This window comes from Aureimonas fodinaquatilis, assembly GCF_008369445.1.
GTDB lineage: Bacteria > Pseudomonadota > Alphaproteobacteria > Rhizobiales > Rhizobiaceae > Aureimonas > Aureimonas fodinaquatilis.
On sequence record NZ_VTWH01000003.1, the window covers coordinates 107044 to 125518 of the forward strand.

At 56.8% G+C, this 18475-nt stretch carries 14 protein-coding genes; 3 read left to right on the forward strand and 11 right to left on the reverse strand.

Features of this window, described 5'->3' with window-relative positions; all coding sequences use genetic code 11:
• Positions 1-7: 7 nt before the first annotated feature.
• Together FPY71_RS12675 and FPY71_RS12680 are read left to right on the forward strand one after the other, a co-directional pair.
• Positions 8-1369: a formimidoylglutamate deiminase gene (locus FPY71_RS12675; protein ID WP_149300681.1), complete on the forward strand. Its 1362-nt coding sequence runs from the start codon at positions 8-10 to the stop codon at positions 1367-1369.
• Complete coding sequence (locus FPY71_RS12680; protein ID WP_149300682.1) at positions 1366-2067, forward strand: histidine utilization transcriptional repressor HutC; 702 nt, start codon at positions 1366-1368, stop codon at positions 2065-2067. The genes FPY71_RS12675 and FPY71_RS12680 overlap by 4 nt, the downstream gene beginning before the upstream one ends.
• Here the strand turns inward: FPY71_RS12680 and FPY71_RS12685 are convergent.
• Positions 2057-5581: a calcium-binding protein gene (locus tag FPY71_RS12685; RefSeq protein ID WP_149300683.1), complete on the reverse strand. Its 3525-nt coding sequence runs from the start codon at positions 5579-5581 to the stop codon at positions 2057-2059. The genes FPY71_RS12680 and FPY71_RS12685 overlap by 11 nt on opposite strands.
• Before the next feature lie 272 nt (positions 5582-5853).
• On the opposite strand from FPY71_RS12685, the gene FPY71_RS12690 reads away from it, so the two are divergent.
• Positions 5854-7995, forward strand: coding sequence for a putative bifunctional diguanylate cyclase/phosphodiesterase (locus tag FPY71_RS12690; RefSeq protein ID WP_188052336.1), 2142 nt, complete (start codon positions 5854-5856; stop codon positions 7993-7995).
• A 53-nt stretch (positions 7996-8048) separates the two neighbouring features.
• Here the strand turns inward: FPY71_RS12690 and FPY71_RS12695 are convergent, their stop codons facing one another.
• The 10 genes from FPY71_RS12695 to FPY71_RS12740 all read right to left on the reverse strand — a co-directional run bounded on the left by FPY71_RS12695 (position 8049) and on the right by FPY71_RS12740 (position 18471).
• Positions 8049-8378, reverse strand: a complete 330-nt coding sequence (locus tag FPY71_RS12695; protein ID WP_149300685.1) for an L-rhamnose mutarotase — start codon at positions 8376-8378, stop codon at positions 8049-8051.
• Between the two features lie 5 nt (positions 8379-8383).
• Positions 8384-9217: an amidohydrolase family protein gene (locus tag FPY71_RS12700; protein WP_149300686.1), complete on the reverse strand. Its 834-nt coding sequence runs from the start codon at positions 9215-9217 to the stop codon at positions 8384-8386.
• A 1-nt stretch (position 9218) separates the two neighbouring features.
• Positions 9219-10229, reverse strand: a complete 1011-nt coding sequence (locus FPY71_RS12705) for an aldo/keto reductase (protein WP_149300687.1) — start codon at positions 10227-10229, stop codon at positions 9219-9221.
• 161 nt (positions 10230-10390) lie between these two features.
• Positions 10391-11335: an ABC transporter substrate-binding protein gene (locus tag FPY71_RS12710; protein ID WP_149300688.1), complete on the reverse strand. Its 945-nt coding sequence runs from the start codon at positions 11333-11335 to the stop codon at positions 10391-10393.
• A gap of 23 nt (positions 11336-11358) precedes the next feature.
• Positions 11359-12345 carry an ABC transporter permease gene (locus tag FPY71_RS12715; protein ID WP_149300689.1) on the reverse strand — a complete coding sequence of 329 codons (987 nt, stop codon included), beginning with the start codon at positions 12343-12345 and terminating at the stop codon, positions 11359-11361.
• Complete coding sequence (locus tag FPY71_RS12720) at positions 12342-13904, reverse strand: sugar ABC transporter ATP-binding protein (RefSeq protein ID WP_149300690.1); 1563 nt, start codon at positions 13902-13904, stop codon at positions 12342-12344. The genes FPY71_RS12715 and FPY71_RS12720 overlap by 4 nt, the downstream gene beginning before the upstream one ends.
• A gap of 166 nt (positions 13905-14070) precedes the next feature.
• Complete coding sequence (locus FPY71_RS12725; protein WP_149300691.1) at positions 14071-14697, reverse strand: TetR/AcrR family transcriptional regulator; 627 nt, start codon at positions 14695-14697, stop codon at positions 14071-14073.
• 178 nt (positions 14698-14875) lie between these two features.
• A complete protein-coding gene (locus FPY71_RS18685; protein WP_149300692.1) occupies positions 14876-15643 on the reverse strand; it encodes a crotonase/enoyl-CoA hydratase family protein in 768 nt (255 codons plus the stop codon).
• A 3-nt stretch (positions 15644-15646) separates the two neighbouring features.
• On the reverse strand, positions 15647-16504 hold the full coding sequence (locus FPY71_RS18690) for a hydroxymethylglutaryl-CoA lyase (RefSeq protein ID WP_188052337.1): 858 nt from the start codon (positions 16502-16504) through the stop codon (positions 15647-15649).
• A complete protein-coding gene (locus FPY71_RS12740) occupies positions 16501-18471 on the reverse strand; it encodes an acetyl/propionyl/methylcrotonyl-CoA carboxylase subunit alpha (protein WP_149300693.1) in 1971 nt (656 codons plus the stop codon). The genes FPY71_RS18690 and FPY71_RS12740 overlap by 4 nt, the downstream gene beginning before the upstream one ends.
• Between the last annotated feature and the right edge of the window lie 4 nt (positions 18472-18475).

Below are 18475 nucleotides of genomic sequence, written 5' to 3' on the forward strand. Positions count from 1 at the left end.
GCGGGTCATGAAAATCCGGGCGCAGACTGCATTGCTACCAGACGGATGGGCACAGAATGTTGTGGTCTCGGTGGATTCCACCGGACACATCAGGCAGGTCACCCCTGATGGTGAACCTGGGTCAGCCTACGGTGTCGACGTTCTGCTGCCGGCGCTGTCCAATGTGCACAGCCACACCTTTCAGCGGGCAATGGCCGGGCTGACAGAGCGCAGAGGGCCAGAAGGCAGAGACAGTTTCTGGACATGGCGGGTGTTGATGTTCCGGTTTCTGGATGTGCTGGAGCCGGACGAGGTGGAGGCCATTGCTGCTTTCGCTTTCATGGAAATGCTGGAGGCCGGTTTTGGCTCTGTGGCGGAGTTTCATTATCTGCACCACGCGCAGGGCGGCCAGTCCTATGACGACATAGGCGAGTTGTCGGGCAGAATCTTCGCTGCAGCCGCAACTTCCGGCATCGGCCTGACAATGTTGCCAGTTCTTTACGAGCAGGGCGGGCTGGATGGTCGCCCTCTGGCAGGTGGCCAACAGCGCTTTGGCAATGATCTGGCGCGGTTTGAAAAGCTTCTTTCCCGTATTCAAAGCCAGATTGGCGCGCATTCCAGCGACACCGGGCTGGGAATTGCTCCGCATTCGCTGCGGGCGGTGCCGCCTGAGCATATTGAACACATGTTGCGCATGCTACCCCAAGGGCCGGTGCACATGCACATTGCCGAGCAGGAGCAGGAAATTGTCGAGGTTGAAGGCGCGCTGGGACAACGGCCGGTGGACTGGCTCACCAGCCATTGTGAGGTGAACTCCCGCTGGTGCCTGATCCACGCAACCCATATGACGGAGCAGGAAACCGCCAATCTTGCCCGCAGCGGCGCAGTTGCAGGCCTGTGCCCGGTTACAGAGGCAAATCTTGGCGACGGCATTTTCAACGCTGTTCACTATCTGGAGGCAGAGGGGCGTTTCGGCATCGGCTCAGACTCCAATATTCGCATCTCGACTGTTGAAGAATTGCGGCAGCTGGAATATTCGCAGCGCCTCTTGCACAGGCAACGGGCGGTGCTGGCACCTGCAGGTGGTTCGGTAGGGCGCACACTCTACGATGGCGCACTGGCTGGGGGTGCCCAGGCGCTGGGTCGGCCATCGGGGAGCATTCAACCCGGCATGCTAGCAGACATGATTGCGCTGGACGCCAGCCGCTTCGCCGGTTTTGCACAGGACGACGGAATTCTGGACGGTTTTCTGTTTACCGGCGACAAAAACGCCGTCATGGATGTCTGGTCCGCGGGTCGCCATATGGTGCGAAGAGGGCGCCATATCCGCCGCAAAGCCATTGCAAAACAGTATGAACAGACATTGAGCAAAGTCAGACAGCGCTTATGACAAGTCCAACCCGGTCCTCTTTTCGCAGCATCAAGGATGAGCTTGCGCGGCGCATTGGTGAGCGGGTCTGGCAACCGGGAAGCCTGATACCGGGAGAAGAAACATTGGCGCGCGAGTTTGGCGCAGCGCGAGCAACGGTAAACCGCGCACTTCAGGAACTGGCGCAGGCCGGGCTGGTAGAGCGCAAACGCAAGGCGGGCACCCGGGTGGCCGCAAACCCTGTGCGCCAGGCGCGGTTTTCCATTCCCGTTGTTGGCGATGAAATTGCGGCGCTGGGCAAAAGCAGCCGCTACCAGTTGCTGAGCCGGCAGGTGCGCCATGCGCAAAAGGCAGAAGCAACCCGCATGGGAATAAACCCCGGTGAAAAACTGTTGCACATTGCCTGCCTGCATTATGCCGATGATGTGCCCTATCAGTATGAGGACCGGCTGATCAATCTTGCCACAGTTCCACGCGCGGAACATGAGGGCTTTGAGTCAGTTGGCCCCAATGAATGGCTGGTCAATGAAGCGCCGTTTTCACGCGCGGATTTTACTTTTCTTGCCGCAGCAGCCAGCGAGAAGGAAGCCAGGTTGCTGAACATAGCGCCCGGGCAGCCGGTGTTTGTTGGCGAAAGACTGACATGGCTTCTGGCAAAGCCAATCACCTATGTGAGAATGGTGCATCCGCCCAGCCACCGGCTGCACACTAAGCTGTAATGGCTGGGGACCAGGCTGCTGCCAGAACGGGCTGCATCAGTGGCAGGTAATTCGCGTCTATAATTCCATAGGCTGCCATCATGCCAGGATCCGTTGCCTGTGCCATCGCCTCTGCCAGTAATGCAACCTGACCTCCAGCCAGAATATGGCCGTTGCTGTCGACGAAGGCGGCTTTGCGGTTGCCCGGATTGGTGAAGTAATTGCTGATCAGCACAGTTGCAGGATTTTCCGGCAGTTGCAGTTGTTTGCCGCCAAAGCGTTTTTCAAGCGATACCACTTCCAGATCGTTGTCATGACGCACAAAGAACATTTCAACACTGCTGGTCTGCGTAAACAGAAATATGTCTCCTGCCAGATCAAGCTCATTCTGCGCGACAATCTGGTCGCTGCCTGAATTGCGGTCAAAAATGAAAGTGTCGTTGCCGCGTGCGCCTTCCATGAAATCGGAGCCTTTGCCACCAATAATCGTATCATTGCCATGTCCGGCAAAAATGAAGTCGTTTCCGTCCAACCCCGCCAGATAGTTGGCATATTGGTTCCCGGTTATATTGTCGTCAAACTGCGTGGCTTCGACATTTTCCATTGATATCAGATTTCTGGCGGCAGCATCGCCGGTGGCCCTGAAATTGCGTCTGACGCTGTCACTGACCAGTGAAATCTCAATGCCGAATTTCAAGTGGCGGCCTGTCCATGTGTCGGTGCCGGGGCCGCCGTCGAACAGGCTGTCCAGAGACAAGTCCGCCGCAACAAACACGTCGTCGCCTGCCTGTCCATACAGGCTGTTGCGACCCGAATCGTCAAAGAACACATCGCCATCATCGCCACCGAACAAGACGTCGTTGCCTTCCGAGCCGACGAGAGTGTCCTTGCCGCTTCCGCCGTTCAGTGTGTCATTGCCCGCGCCGCCAACCAGAATGTCGTCTCCGGCATCGCCATCCAGCCGGTCATGTCCGGCATCGCCATACAATGTGTCGTCACCATCGCCGCCAAAAATCGTATCATCGCCGGTATGCCCGGTCACAACATCATTGCCGCCGCCTGCGCGGATAAGGTCGTTGCCCGCTTCGCCGTCAATCTGGTCAGCACCAGAACCCGCTTCAACGGTATCCTGTCCGGCTCCGGCCAGAATGATATTGGCGCCGGATGCATCTTTGATGAGGTCATTTCCCGCACCGCCGGACAGTGCGTCGTCACCATGCCCGCCATCCAGCGTGTCATTGCCCTCATCGCCGCTCAGATAGTCATTTCCTGCGCCGCCATTCAGCGTATCATCGCCTTCACCGCCGAAAAATGAATCAACCCCGCTCGACCCGTTCATCAGGTCGCGACCAGAACTGCCAAAGATCCATTCGATGTTTTTCAGTTCGTCCGTCTGGTTGTTGATCAGGCTGTTGCGACGAAGCACCGCCTTTTTATAAACGACTTCTGTCGTGTGCTTTCCTTCAGTAACGGACTGAGATTCCTGAACGATCTCGAAAAAATCTCCGTAGCCTGATTTTGCTGCGAGATAGGTGCCCGGATCCTTTCCAGTTACGGAAATGGCTGCGCCGCTGGCGGAATGACTGGTAAAAACATTGCGGTAGTCCACCCCGTCAATACCTGTGCCGCCATTGGCATAAAATGCATAAGCGCCAGACAGAATGATATCGTCTCCGCCACCCATCTCCAGACTTAACCCACCGGCTTTTCCGGTGGTGCTTTTGGTCATGCCGTTTTCAGAGACAAGATTGACAATCGAAGCGCTTGCACCGTCTCGAATGGTCAGTGCTACCGGAACTTCTGGCTTGTACCTGGTTTTCTTGCCCGTGGACGAGCCAACCCGCTCAACCTCTTCCATACCGATGAAGGGAGTGAGAAAGGTGATGTATTGGGTTGCCGCGGCTGAAGAAACGTCAATCATGTTTGATGCCAGCCCGACAACCTGTTTTGCGTCGCTGCCGATGAAATAGGTCTGGTTGCTTTTTCCCGTTGCAGCAAATTTCCCGCCCAGATAGGCCGCTGTGACAGCCATGTCGCTTTGCATATAAAGGCTGACAAGACCCACCACCCGGTCTGTCCTTTCTTTCAGGGCAAGGCTGTTGACCATCGCAATATAGTCATGGCTCCACCTGACCATGCGGGAATCGAAACCGTCTCGCCAGAACTGGCTTGCCGCTTCGCTTAACTGTGCTTCAGTTGCTTGGTTTCCTGCGCCATAGTCCGCCATGATCTGCCAATAGATCCGGTCGGAATTGGCCAGGGTGCCCGCAAGGCTGCTGAAAACATTGACCAGCGGAATTGTGCCCAGAATTGCCCCGGTCATCATCTGCCCATAGTAGCTGGCCCGCGCATTGTCGCCCTGCCAGCCAGTGGTGGCGTAAAGATCTGCAGCCGCATTGGCGGCGCTTCGATACTCAAAAACTGCATTGAGTGATGTTGGGCTGAACATTGAGAGGATGGAAGCAATTGCGACACCCCCCACGCCAAGTGAGGGACCAACGGTCATCAAAGCGCCAAGAAAAGCACTCAGCCCGAATTCTGTGCCTGCGGCAATCAACGCGTTTTGACTTGCGCCCGAATCCGCCAGAGATTTGAGAACCAGTATATTTGCAACAATCGAGGCTATTGCGCCTGCGCCACCAATCAGCCCTGTTGCACCTTTGCCCAGCACGTCACCGGCAGATGTTACGCCAGCCGCCTGTGCCAGACCCGGCAGGCGCCTTGCGATGCTGATGACGGATGACACGGTTTGAAGTGCCATAATGGCTTCTTCCATGCCATTTTTGCTGGTTTTGCCTTCCAGCGCCTTTGCAGTCAGCGACACAACACCGGCAACAATCAGCATTGTATTGGTGGCAATTCCCACGCCGCCAGTCAAAGACACGCTTGTGCCGCGCGTTGCCAGCAGGCGATCCGTCATTGAAACGGCATAAAGGCTATGGGCTGCAAGCAACAGGACATCGCCGGAATAGCGCACATTATCGGCGGTTGTTCCCTTGGAAGTCTTGACCAGATTGGGCAGGTTCGCAAATGCCCGCACCACCTGTATGGCCCACGCGCCGAGATTGTCATTCACCAGATCCCGGCCATTGGGAATGCTCTGGATTTTTCGGTCGTGAACCTCAAAATATCGCCCGACAGTGTTGCGCGATGATGCACCAGTGCCGAACTCCTGCGCGATTTCGTTATATTCAAGTGTCGTTCCCCAAAGCCCCGGCATGCGAAACAGGCGGGGAAATGTGGACGCCACATCGCCCACCAGATTGGACAATTTCCCTGTGTCTGAAAACGTCGGAAGGTGGGGCGCTTCTGGATTGAAGGTGACTGCCAGCTCAGAAAACAGTCTGGCAATATCGGCGTGCGATTGAGCATTTGCAAGGATTTGCGCCGCCGGGTCGGCGGTGCCGCCGGGCGCCGCCATTGGGTTTTCCAACCCGTCCAGAGCAGCCTTTAGCGCACGCAGACAGGCCACAAGACCGGTCATCTGATCAGATTCAGGAATCTCGCCCACATCAGCAAATACAGTGCTCACCATCTCATATCTCTATAATATTCAAGATAAATTATGGTGTGTGCACATATAGCGGGTTTTTAAAACTAATGTGACATAAAGGTCTTTTTGTTTCGCAATCTTACAGGCAAGAATTTGATGCTTTTCAAGCTCTTAGTGACATTTCACCACCGGAAATAACTCAAATTGCGGTGTAAAAATTGCCTCTGATGTTTTTGCGCTACTTTAGATTGTATCAAAGACGCTGTAGTTTGGTGAAAGCTATGAGAGAGGCGCAGAGTGGAAGTCGGTTGCTAATGAATTCCATCCGCCATTTCTTCCCGCGCCAATATGTGCCGCCCGTAGCGCTTTTGATCATAACCACATTTGTCGCGCTGTTCTCGCTGCTTTACTATCTGACTGCGGTGCAGGACCGGATGGATACAGAGCGCGACCGGCAGACCATCAGCAGCGGTTTGCAAAGCCTGGTGGAATTTGCTGTCCGCGATCTGCAGGATTATGCCGTCTGGGATGACGCTGCGCGGGCATTGCTTCTGCGTTTTGACCCCAAATGGGCTGATGAAAATGTCAGTGTCTATCTGGGCAATCGCCAGGACTATTCGCATATATTCATCATCGAGAATGGCGAGCGCACGATCTACTCCTTCTATCGTGGCAGCCAGTCGGCAGCACCGATGGATGCCTATAATGTTCTTGGGCGTGGGCTGGCGCGTGGCATAACCGATGCTGCCTTTTCTGCCGATATTGGTGAAGATGCCTCTGGTGGCTACACCCGACAGGGCAGCCAGGTTTTTCTGTACGCAGCGGCAGATATTGTGCCGCTTTCGCCGGAAATTTCCATGCCGGCAGCCTTGCGCCGCACACTGGTTGTTGCGCGTGAACTGGACCCCGTGGCGCTGGATCGGCTGGCACGGCGCTATGGCACAGCGCCGCTGGAACTGATGGTGGATGCCCAGCGTGCCGAGAATTTTGAAGCGGTTCCGGTGGTGGCCCGCGACGGAATTCAACTGGCTGAGGTTGCATGGTTGCCGGACAGGCCCGGCACCGCGCTGATGCACCAGATGCTGCCAGGATACTTGCTGATCACCGTCGTGACGGTGTTGCTGGCCGGTGCGATTCTCAACCGCGCGCGGCGTTCCACTGAAGCACTGAAATTCAGCCAGGGCAATGTTCGTTACCTCGCCTATCATGATGCTCTGACAGGCCTGCCCAACCGCCGCAGGTTGTTGGACAGTATGCGTGGCAAGGCTGGGCTGGGTCCGGAAAACGTGCTTCTCTATATGGATCTGGATGGGTTCAAAGAAGCCAATGACGTTTACGGCCATGCGATTGGCGATGATTTGCTGATAGAGGCCGGCCGGCGCATTCGCAAATCGGTGCGCAGTGAAGATCTGGTCGCACGCACCGGTGGTGATGAATTTGCCGTGCTGCTGGCCCCTGTGTCTGCGGGGCCTTCTGATATGGCAGAAAGCATTCTGACCGCTTTTGAACCACCCTTCAATGTCAGCGGCTACAGCGTCAACCTGGGTATCAGCATTGGTGCAGCCACCAGCCAGCCGGGAATAACGGCAGAAGAGCTGATGCGCCGCGGCGATGTTGCCATGTACGCGGCAAAATCGCGGGGGAAACGAGGTTGGCTTTCTTACGACCCCTCGTTTGATGAGGCCAACCGCATACGCCACATGATGGAAGGGATGCTGCGGGTCGCCGTGGATTCAGATCAGATTGAGGTGGCGTTTCAGCCGATTGTGGAGGCGACCAGCGGCCGCATAGATTGTGTGGAAGCGCTGGCGCGGTGGGACCACCCGGCGCTGGGCAGTGTTGCGCCGGACCATTTCATTCGGGTGGCAGAACAAAGCGGCCTGATCAACGAACTGGGACGCAAGGTTTTGGTCAAAGCGTGTCGGCTGGCATTGGACTGGAATGTGCGGCTGTCGGTAAACCTGTCTCCGGCACAGTTCTGGGACAGAGACCTTGTTTCGACAATCACCAATGCATTGAGTGAGATTGGCTTTCCCGCCGAAAGGCTGGATCTGGAAATCACCGAGCGCTATCTTCTGCGCCGGCCGGCAGAAGCTGAGCAGAAGCTGCGGGCGTTTCGCCAACTGGGCATCCGCATTTCACTGGATGACTTTGGCACCGGTTATGCCAGCATTGGCTATTTGCAGCGGCTGTCACTCGACAGGATCAAGATGGACAAGTCTTTTGTCATGGCAGCGCAGGACACGCAACGGGCGTTTCGTCTGGCGGCAGCCATTGTCGAGCTTGGTACCGCGCTGGGTCTGCCCGTTACGGCAGAAGGTGTGGAGACTGAAGAACAGGCGCAGTTGATGCAGAAGATCGGATGCAGCCATTTGCAGGGCTGGCTGTATGGCCATGCATTGACGCCGGACGAGGTTGAGCGGCGCCTGCAGGAGCCACATCTGGCTGCCACCTGAAGCATATTGCCTTAAGTCTTTCTTCGACGATGCGATATGCGGCAGACAAAGCTTCAGTCCATGTGAAAAACAGGTTCCAGCATGGCCCAGTGCTCGTCCGGTGCGCGGGTTGCAAGCGGTGCCTGACACGGCTCGCAAAATGTCCACCAGCGTTGGGTTTCCGGGTCTGCGGCAATCGCCGCCATATCCGCGGCATAATCGCTGCCGTGATATTCCCAATAGCCGAAGAGCAGATTTTCCGGCTCGCGCAGAAAAATGGAGTAATTGCGAATGTTGGACGCACTTAAACGCGCCAGAACCTGAGGCCAGACCGCCGAATGAAGACGCTTGTACTCTTCGACCTTTTCCGGAACGAGGCCGATGACCATTGCCATTCGTTGCATGGATGTCAGATCTCCAGCCGGTAAAAGCGTACGGCATTTCCACCAAAAATCGCCGCTTCATCTGCTTCGCCAAACTGGCGCGCAACCCGGTCACGGGCAAATTCAAGCCACCCGGAATAGGTGCCGGCAAGGTTCAGCACCGGCCAGTCGCTGCCAAACATCGTGCGCTGCGGGCCAAACAGGTCCAGAACAGTGTCGGCTGCATAGGCTACCCCATCCATGTCCGGTGGGCTGCCTGCCTCTGTCATCAGGCCGGAAAGCTTGCAATGAATATGCGGCAGGTCTGCCAAAGCCCGCATATCCTGTTTCCACATTTCCAAGTTGCCACCTGCTATGTCTGGCTTGCCGCCATGGTCGATAACAATGGCAAGGTCAGGATTGCGCCGGGCAAATGTGAGCAAAGGTTGAAGGTGCGGTGGCTTGGCCAGAGCGTCAAAGGAAAGGCCGCTTGCCAGCATGGCATCAACTGCTGGCTGCAATGCCGGATTGGCAATCCAGGCGGCATCCGGCAAATCCTGCAACATTGGCCGCAATCCCTTAAGCTTCGGATTGGTGGCCAGTTGCTCAATGGTTTTCGCTGCATCATCGGCCAGCAGATCTGCCCAGCCGACAACGCCTTTGACAAAGCTGTTTTGCTGCGCAATGCCCAACATGTAATGCGTGTCGGCCAGCCGGGGCAGGGTTTGCACCAGCACTGTGCCATGAATACCGTTCTGCTTCAGCAAAGGGTCGAGGTCGGGCACGGAAAAATCGCGGTAAATCTGCACCAGATCTGCCGGGGGCCACTCTCCAACCCGGTCTTCCAGCCGCCAGAAATGATGGTGGGAATCAATGCGCATATCAGTTCAACCCCGGTAGTGGCGTGCCTTCGGCAACAAGGCCCTGTGTTGCCAGTGCCTGCCAGAATTCGGCAGGAACCGGGGTTTCAAACCAGGCAACGCTGCTGGCTATCCGTTCCGGGGTGTTGGTGCCGGTGACAATGGAAACAACAGCGGGATGTGCAAGGCCAAACTGAATGGCCGCGGCTGGCAGGGGCACATCAAACTGCTGTGCCAGCGCATTCAGCGTTTCAGCCCGCTTCAACACGTCTTCCGGCGCTTCGTCATAATTAAACTTGCCATTGCCAACCAGCAGCCCGGAATTGAACGGCGCGGCGGCAACAATTGCATGTCCGGCTTTGGCTGCACGGTTCAGCAAGGCAAGGCTGTCCTGCTCCAGCAGCGTATAGCGCCCGGCCAGCATGGTGCAGTCCAGGTCCATTTCGTTCATGGCAGCGTCCACCACCTGCCATTCATTGACACCCAGACCAACCGATTTGACCAGTCCGCTGCGGCGCAACTCTTCCAGAGCGCGGAAGCCGCCGCCTTTGGTCAGTTGCTCCCAATAATGGGCATGGCGCTCGCCATGGGTCATGCTGCCAATGTCATGCACGTAAAGCATGTCGATGCTGGGAAGGCCGAGCCTTTGCAAACTGTCTTCGTGCGAGCGGATGATTGCATCGTACCGATAGTCATATTCAGGCCGAAACGGCAGCGGCTCGCAATAGCCCTGCTCAAATTCCCCGACGCTTGCGTTGGGCCGCATCATTCGACCGACCTTGGTCGACAGAGCAAATTCATTGCGCGCTTCCTTGCGCAGAGCATTGCCCATCCGATGTTCAGAGCGGGTGAAACCGTAGAACGGTGCCGTGTCGAAGTAGCGAATGCCCGCCTGCCAGGCTGCATCAACGATGGCAGCGGCATTTGCATCGCTCATTGCTCGGTACAGGCCGCCAATCTGCGCGCCGCCAATTCCAAGGACTGAAAGTTGCAGATCAGCGCGGGGCAGGGGGCGGCGGTCGGTTACGTTCATGTCTGGGCCATGTTCCTGAATAAAGAAGCGTTTCATGTGATCATTCGATCAGTTGAAATGCTGCAACTCGTTGTTTGCCGTTAAAACGGAACTGTTTCAACGAGACATGCTTTTTGACAAAAAGGCGCGGCAGCCTGTTACAGCCGCCGCGCCGCATTGCCTTAGTATAGTACGTTCTGGGCTTCCGGTGTGTCGATATTTTCCTTGGTCACCAGAACAACACCGGTGTCCTGCTGCTTTTCAACCGGCTCACGGTTGATAACCTTGACCACTGTTTCCACACCCAGTTCGCCCATCTGGAACGAACCCTGCACGGCAATAGCTGCCAGTGTGCCGTCCTTGACAAAGTTCTGCAGGTCTTCATTTCCGTCAAAACCGATGGCGACGACCTGACCTGCCTTGCCGGACTGTGCAAGGGCGCGGCCCATGCCGATTGCAGTCGGCTCATTGGCACCAAAAATGCCCTTCAGATCCGGGTTGGAGGCCAGAACATCGGTTGTCTGGTTCAAAGCAGTTGCCATTTGCGACTGCGAATAGAACGGCCCGACGATTTCAATGTTGGAATTGGCTTTCAGATAATCCACAAACCCGCCCACACGGCCAATTTCCGAGCCTGCACCGGCAACATAGGACATGACGGCGACTTTTCCGTCTGTGCCGATTTTGTCGATCATTGCCTGTGCGGCCAACTCACCGGCGGCCTTGTTGTCAGTTGCCAGAAATGACTGAAAATAGTCCGAGGCACTGTCGGCAATGGCTGAATCGATCAGCACCACCGGAATGCGGGCTTCCCATGCTTTTTTGATGGAAGGAACCAGTGCTTCCGGATCCGAAGGCGCCAGAACAATGCCGGCCACACCCCGGTTGACTGCGTTGTCCACCATGTTCACCTGGTCCGCGATTGCGGACTCGGATGCCGGTCCCTGGAATGTGATGGAATAGCCGTCGGCATCCTTGATCGCCTCATCCGCGCCCTTCTGCACATTCTGCCAGAATGTGGCATTGGCGGTTTTGACGATGACGGCAATTTCCTTTTCCTGCGCCATTGCCGCACCTGCGGTCAGCGACAAAAGGGAAGCCAGAGCAACCTTAGCCAGTTTGTTCATTCTATCCTCCTCGTTAGATGCAATCAGCGCCGGTTGCGGATCTGGTCGAGCCAGACGGTCAAGAGAATGACAAGACCGATGATGATTTGCTGGGTAAATGCAGAAACGCCGTTCATATTGAGGCCATTCCGCAGAATTCCGATGACAAAAGCGCCAATTATCGTGCCTGAAATGGTGCCAACGCCGCCCATCAGTGATGTGCCACCAATTACGGCGCTGGCAATGGCGTCCAGCTCATACATCACGCCTTCATTGGGCTGGGCAGTGACAAGGCGCGACATCAGCACGCAGCCTGTCAACCCCGCCATTGTGCCAGACAGCACATAGGTGAAAAGCGTAACCATTTTGACATTGACGCCCGAAAGGCGCGCGGCCTCGGCGTTGGAGCCAACCGCATAAATGTGCCTGCCAAGAGTGGTGCGCGTCAGCATGATGGAAATGACGATGGCCAGAACCACCATCAGGATGACCGGGTAGGGAATGCCGGGAAACACAACGGTCGGGAAGCCGTCATCGCCAATTGTGACCATGCGAAACAATGCGCCGTTGCCCAGTTCGCCAAACGACGAGCCAAGCCCGGAAACCGGCCGTGCTCCGGTAATTTGCAGGGCAAGGCCGCGGGCAATCAACATCATGCCCAGTGTGGCGATGAAGGGGGGAAGACGCAATTGCGTAACCGCAATGCCGTTCACCAGCCCGCACAACGCACCAACCGCAATGCCGCCCAGCATGCCAACCGGCACGGGCACGCCCGCTTTGACCAGCAGGGCCGCGGCCACGCCAGCCAGTGCCAGCACCGAACCCACTGAAAGGTCGATGCCCCCCGTGATGATGACGCAGGTTGCGCCAAAGCCCAGAATGGCAATGGATGTGACCTGCAGGGCAACCGTCATTCCGTTGCTGACTGTGAAGAAAGCATTGCTGGTGATGGAAAAGGCAATTGTCAGCAGAAACAGACTGCCAAGCGCCGCAAATTTCTGCAGCAGGTCTTTTTTGCGATCGGTGGTCATTGTTTCTTACTGCCCGTCTCAACACCGCCCGGACCGGAATAGCCCGAGGCGTAGTGCATGATTTCTTCCTGAGTGGTTTGTGCAGTGTTCAAAGTGGCCATGATCCGGCCCTGGTGGAAAACCGCAATCCGGTCTGTTACGCCCAGTATTTCCGGCAGTTCAGACGAAATCAGCACAACACCGATGCCATTGGCCGCCAACTGGTCCAGCAATTCGTATATGGCAAATTTGGCGCCCACATCGATGCCTCTGGTCGGCTCGTCGAAAAACAGGACGCGCGATCCGCGAAACAGCCATTTGCCAATAACAATTTTCTGCTGATTGCCGCCGGAAAGCAGCCGCGTAATCTGTTTCTCTGAAGGGGTTTTGATGTTGAGCTGCCGGATATAGGTCTGGGCCGCCTCACGCTCCTGCGCAAAGCGGATAAATCCAAGCGGGCCTGAAACCTTATCCATATTGGGCAGCGTCAGATTTTCCGCTACGGACATTTTCACGGCCAGCCCGTCACCCTTGCGGTCTTCCGAAAGATAGGCAATTCCATTGGCAATGGCATCGCGTGGAGAGTTGATTTTCAGTTGCTGGCCAGCCAGTTCAATTGTGCCGCTGTCAAACGGGTCTGCGCCGAATATGGCCCGGGCGACTTCCGTGCGGCCTGCCCCCATAAGCCCGGCAAAGCCCAGAATTTCACCCCGGCGAATTTCAAAGGAAATGTCGTTGAAACGGTTGCGGCGATTCAGATCGCTGACGCGGAAGATAACGTCGCTGCCAGGCACAGACTGGCGATCGGGAAATTTTTCGTCCAGCGACCGGCCAACCATTTGCGCAACAATGTCATCCACAGTGGTATCGGCAAAATCGCGGGTTGAAACATAGGTACCATCGCGCAAAACCGTGACACGATCCACAATCTGCGCCATTTCATCCAGTCGGTGTGAAATGTAGATGATGCCGACGCCGCTTTTCTTCAGATCGCGAATGATCTTGAACAGGACATGGGTTTCCGCTTCGGTCAGAGAGGATGTCGGCTCATCCATGATCAGCACGCGCGCATTCAGCGACAGCGCCTTGGCAATTTCCACCATCTGGCTTTGTGCAAGAGACAGCGTGCGCACTTCCTGCGTTGGTGCAATATCCACGCCCAATTGCGCCAGCGCACGCGCGGCATCACCATTCAGTTTTTTGCGGTTGATAAACGGGCCGCGCTTTGGCTCTCGAGCCAGGAAAATGTTTTCAGCAACGGTGAGATGCGGAACAAGGTTGAGTTCCTGGTGAATGATGGCAATGCCCGCCGCTTCCGATTCCCGTGTGCCGGAAAAGCGCACTTCCTGCCCATCAAGCAGCATCCGCCCTTCATCAGGCTGGTACAAGCCGCTGATCACCTTCATCAAAGTGGATTTGCCGGCGCCGTTTTCACCGCACACTGCATGAACCTCACCTGCACGCAATGTCAGTGACACTTTGTTCAGGGCCTTGACGCCGGGGAAGCTTTTGACAATCTCTTCCAACACCAGCAGTTCATGTGCAGAATGATCATGTTTGATCACGGCAGCAGTCGACATTTGGCTGGCTTCTCCCCAGTAACCGCCACCTCCCAGCAGCGCATATCGAGGATTGTTTAAATGCAATTGCCCAACTGGTCAATCCAATTTGGCAAAAACTGACGGCTATCCGGTTGAAAAGCCATAGTTGCTGATTTTTTGGTCTGACCAAATTACCGAAGGTGCCTTAACCCGCCTTAAGTTGGCGCTCGGGGAGCGGAGCCGACAAGCCGGAAAAGATCAGGTCCACATGCATCTTTATAATTGCATTCTGCGACAACCGGCCATCCGGGTTGTACCAGTTGCAAACGCCAGTCAGCATTGAAATCAGAGCAAATGCGGTGACTTGCGGATCTTCGACAATCAGCGAGCCATCGGCTTTTCCAGCCTGTAGAATTGCCACCAGTTCATCTTCATAAGCGCGCCGCAATGCTACAACCTCCGCCAGATTGTCAGGCTCAAGGCTGCGCAGTTCGGAATTGATGACAAACACTTCAACTCGCCGTGTCAGGTGATAGCGCAGGTGGAACAGCAGAAATGCCAGCAGCCTGTCGCGGGCGCTCAGTCCGTCACTCTCTGCCAGTGCAGGCCGCAACTCGGCCAGCAGACTGTTCATATGTTCCAGCAGAAGCTCTACCAGCAATGCCTGTTTTGTGGATATGTGATTGTAGATGGAAGACAGACCGATACCGACTTCCTGCGCAAGATCGCGCATGGAAACAGCCGCATATCCCTTTTGGTAGATCAGCTTGAGACCCGCCCGCCGAATGGCGTCCGCGGTGCGTTCTCCGCTATTGGCAGCTCGCTTGACCAACTTCCCCACTCCAACAATCAGTCAGCCTCGTGACCGTTTCCCCTTTTTCTCTCGCTCTCTAGAGCATTTTCCACTGAAACGGAATCGTTTTACGGCAGGGCAATGCGGCATTATGCGAACGATCATTCGTTATTGGGCGAATGTCAATTACTGGTTGTGGGTGGTGACGATATTACCGTCAGCCTTTTGTCTTGAGCAGGAATGCTCCAATGCGTTTCTGCGCTTGCGGGCTGTCCCATGCATCTGCCAGCGCTTCAGCCGTCTGGCGAATAGTGGCCGCATCGATCACCGGGCCTAGCGAGCGCGTCAACTGTTTGGCGCTGGCAACAGCCACCGGGTCAGTTGCCAGATAGGGTTGAATTTCTGCGGCGATGGCTGCGTCCAACTGGTCTGGCGCAACACAGCCCGCCAGAAGGTCCAGCTTGACCGCTTCTGCTGCATCAAAAAGCCGGGCAGAGAAAAACACCCGCCTTGCCCGCGCCTCGCCCATTCTCGCCATGACATAGGGGCTTATGGTTGCCGGAATGATGCCAAGTCGCGTCTCGGAAAAGGCAAATCTGGCAGTATCCGTCGCAATTGCGACGTCGCAGACAGCGATCAGGCCAAGTCCGCCACCATAGGCAGCCCCATTGATCTTGCCAATGAGGGGCTTGGACAAGCGGTTCAGGCGGTCCAGCATGTTGGCCAATGCCATGGCCTGTTCCATCCGGTCTGCCCGACTGGCCTGAAACTGCATCTCCATCCAGCCAAGGTCAGCACCGGCGCAGAAGCTGCGCCCGGCGCCGGTCAACACAACCGCATGAACGTCTTCATTGGCTTCAATGCGCTCTGCCGCTTCCGCCAGTTCGGCAAACATCGCGGCACTCATGGCATTGTGCTTGGCGGGCCGGTTCAGCGTCAGCGTGGCCACGCCCGTGCCATCAAATGTCAGGTCAATGGTCTGCATTGCCTAAATCTCCGCTCGCAGGCCACGCGCAAAAGCCGCCGCCTCACTTAACAAAACAGCGTCCAGCCCCGTGTGATAGCCAAGCCGGGTCAGCAGCCTGTTCACCGCAACCGTATCAACATTGCCTTTGGCGCCCGGGGCGTATGGGCAGCCGCCAAGGCCACCGGCGGCGGCATCAAAAACCGAAATACCCAGCGCTACGCTGGCCTCGATATTGTCGAGCGCCAGCCCGTTGGTGTCGTGGTAGTGGCCGGCGACAACCTGCTCCGGCACCTCCTGCAACACCGCCTTCAACATGGCCTCCACCGTTTCGGGTGTTCCAGCGCCCGTCGTATCCCCCAGGCTGATTTCCACACAGCCCATGGCCAGAAAATCGCGCGCCAGCCGGGCAACTGCGTCTGGCGCAACCGCGCCGGAATAGGGGCATGCCACAACGCAGGATATATATCCGCGCACTGGAATTCTTGCCTCGGTCGCGGCGAAGATGACCGGCTTGAACCGCTCCAGACTTTCACTGATGGAACAATTGATGTTGGCCATGGAAAAGGCTTCCGACGCAGAGCCGAAAATTGCGACTTCGTCGGCCTTGGCGGCGCATGCCGCTTCAAAACCTTTCAGATTGGGCGTCAAGGCGGTGTAGCGAATTCCGGCCTTGCGGTGAATGCCCGCCATAACCTCTGCCGCATCTGCCATTTGCGGCACCCAGCGGGCGGAAACAAAACTCGTCGCCTCAATTCGCGAAAAACCACACGCAGATAACCGATCAATCAACGCGATCTTGCGGTCTGTGGGTACAAGCACTTTTTCGTTCTGCAACCCGTCACGGGCGCTCATTTCAACAATCTCGACAAAGCGGCTCACGCTGCATCCTCCAGCGTCAGGAGCAGCATGCCATCATCCGCCCGATCGCCAACGCTGACAAGAACCGTTGCCACGGTGCCATCGCGCGGGGCGGTGAGGGTGTGCTCCATCTTCATTGCCTCGACAATGATCAGCGGCGCGCCCTTTTTCACAATGTCGCCAGCGCGGGCCGAAACCATGCGCACAGTTCCGGGCATGGGGGAGGTGATGGCATTGCCGGCATCCATCACAAGCCCACTCGAACCCGGCAAGGGGCGGTGCGCCTCAAAGGTTTCGCCGTCGAGAAACAGGCTGACTGCCCATTCCTGCCTGAACCAGCCAAAATGCTGCGAAATGCCATCAAGCGACACGCGCGGGCGTGGGCCTTTTTCAGCAATGTCGATTGTTACAAGCTGGCCTTCAACATCAACCGATGCGAGCGAGCCGCAAAGTGTGGTGCGCACCAGCCGGGTCTGGCCTCCAATGTCCACGCGAATGGGCATGGTTGCGTGACCGAAGTGGCGAAAGCCGCGCAACTGGTCCCACGGCGCATCCGATTGCGGCCGATCAAAGCAGTTTTGCAGAACCAGCGCTGCCAGTGCATAGGCTCGCGCAGGAGGGGCATCATCAGGCACCAGAACGCCCATGTCCCGTTCGATCAGCCCTGTGTCCACCTGCCCGGCAGCAAATCCGGAATGGCCGGCCAGACGGGTCAGGAAGGCCAGATTGGTGGTCACTCCGGCAATCTCGCTTGCAGCAAGACCCTGTTTCAGCTTGCGCAAAGCGGCCTGTCGGCTGGGGCCATGTGCAATGACTTTGGCAATCATCGGGTCGTAGTAAGGGGAAACCTCGTCGCCCTCCCTCACGCCACTGTCTATGCGCAGATCCTGTTGCAGTGACAGCCGCTTCAACTGGCCGGTCGCGGGCAAAAATCCCCTGCCGGGGTTTTCGGCATAGACACGGGCTTCAAAAGCATGGCCGTTCAGGCCAATCTGGTCCTGCGTTGCAGGCAGCTTTTCGCCACTGGCAACGCGAAGCTGCCATTCCACCAGATCCAGCCCGGTCACCGCTTCGGTTACGGGGTGTTCGACCTGCAGGCGGGTGTTCATTTCCATGAACCAGAAGCGGTCAGGCAACAGGCCTTCCGACCCATCGACGATAAATTCGATCGTGCCAGCGCCGCTATAGCCAATGGCCTTGGCAGCCCGCACCGCAGCATCGCCCATGGCCGCGCGCATCTCTGCCGTCATTCCGGGAGCCGGGGCCTCTTCAATCACTTTCTGGTGGCGGCGCTGCAATGAGCAGTCCCGCTCATACAAATGCACGGCATTGCCATGATTGTCGCCAAACACCTGAATTTCGATGTGGCGTGGCGCGGTGATATATTTTTCAATCAGGCAGGCCGCATCGCCAAAGGCTGCGCGTGCCTCGCGCTGCGCGCCTTCCAGCGCAGCAGAGAAATCCTCTGCCCGGTCCACGCGGCGCATGCCCTTGCCGCCGCCGCCTGCACGAGCCTTGATCAGAACCGGATAGCCAATGCGTGCGGCTTCCTGCGCCAGGAAATTGCTGTCCTGCTCGGCGCCGTGATAGCCGGGAACCACCGGCACACCGGCCTGTTCCATCAGACGTTTTGCGGCGTCTTTCAGGCCCATGGCGCGTATGGCCGATGCGGATGGGCCGATAAACACCAGACCGGCGGTTGTCACCGCATCAACAAATTCAGGATTTTCTGAAAGAAAGCCATAGCCGGGGTGAATGGCCTGAGCGCCGGTTTTGCGGGCTGCATCCAGTATGGCGTCCATGCGCAGATAGCTTTCTGCCACCGGTGCAGGGCCAATGTGCACAGCCTGATCGGCCAGACGCACATGCTGGGCGTTGGCATCGGCGTCAGAGTAGACCGCCACCGTGGCAATGCCAAGCCGCCGGGCAGTCCTGATGATCCGAACGGCTATTTCGCCGCGATTGGCAATCAATATCTTGTCAAACATCATC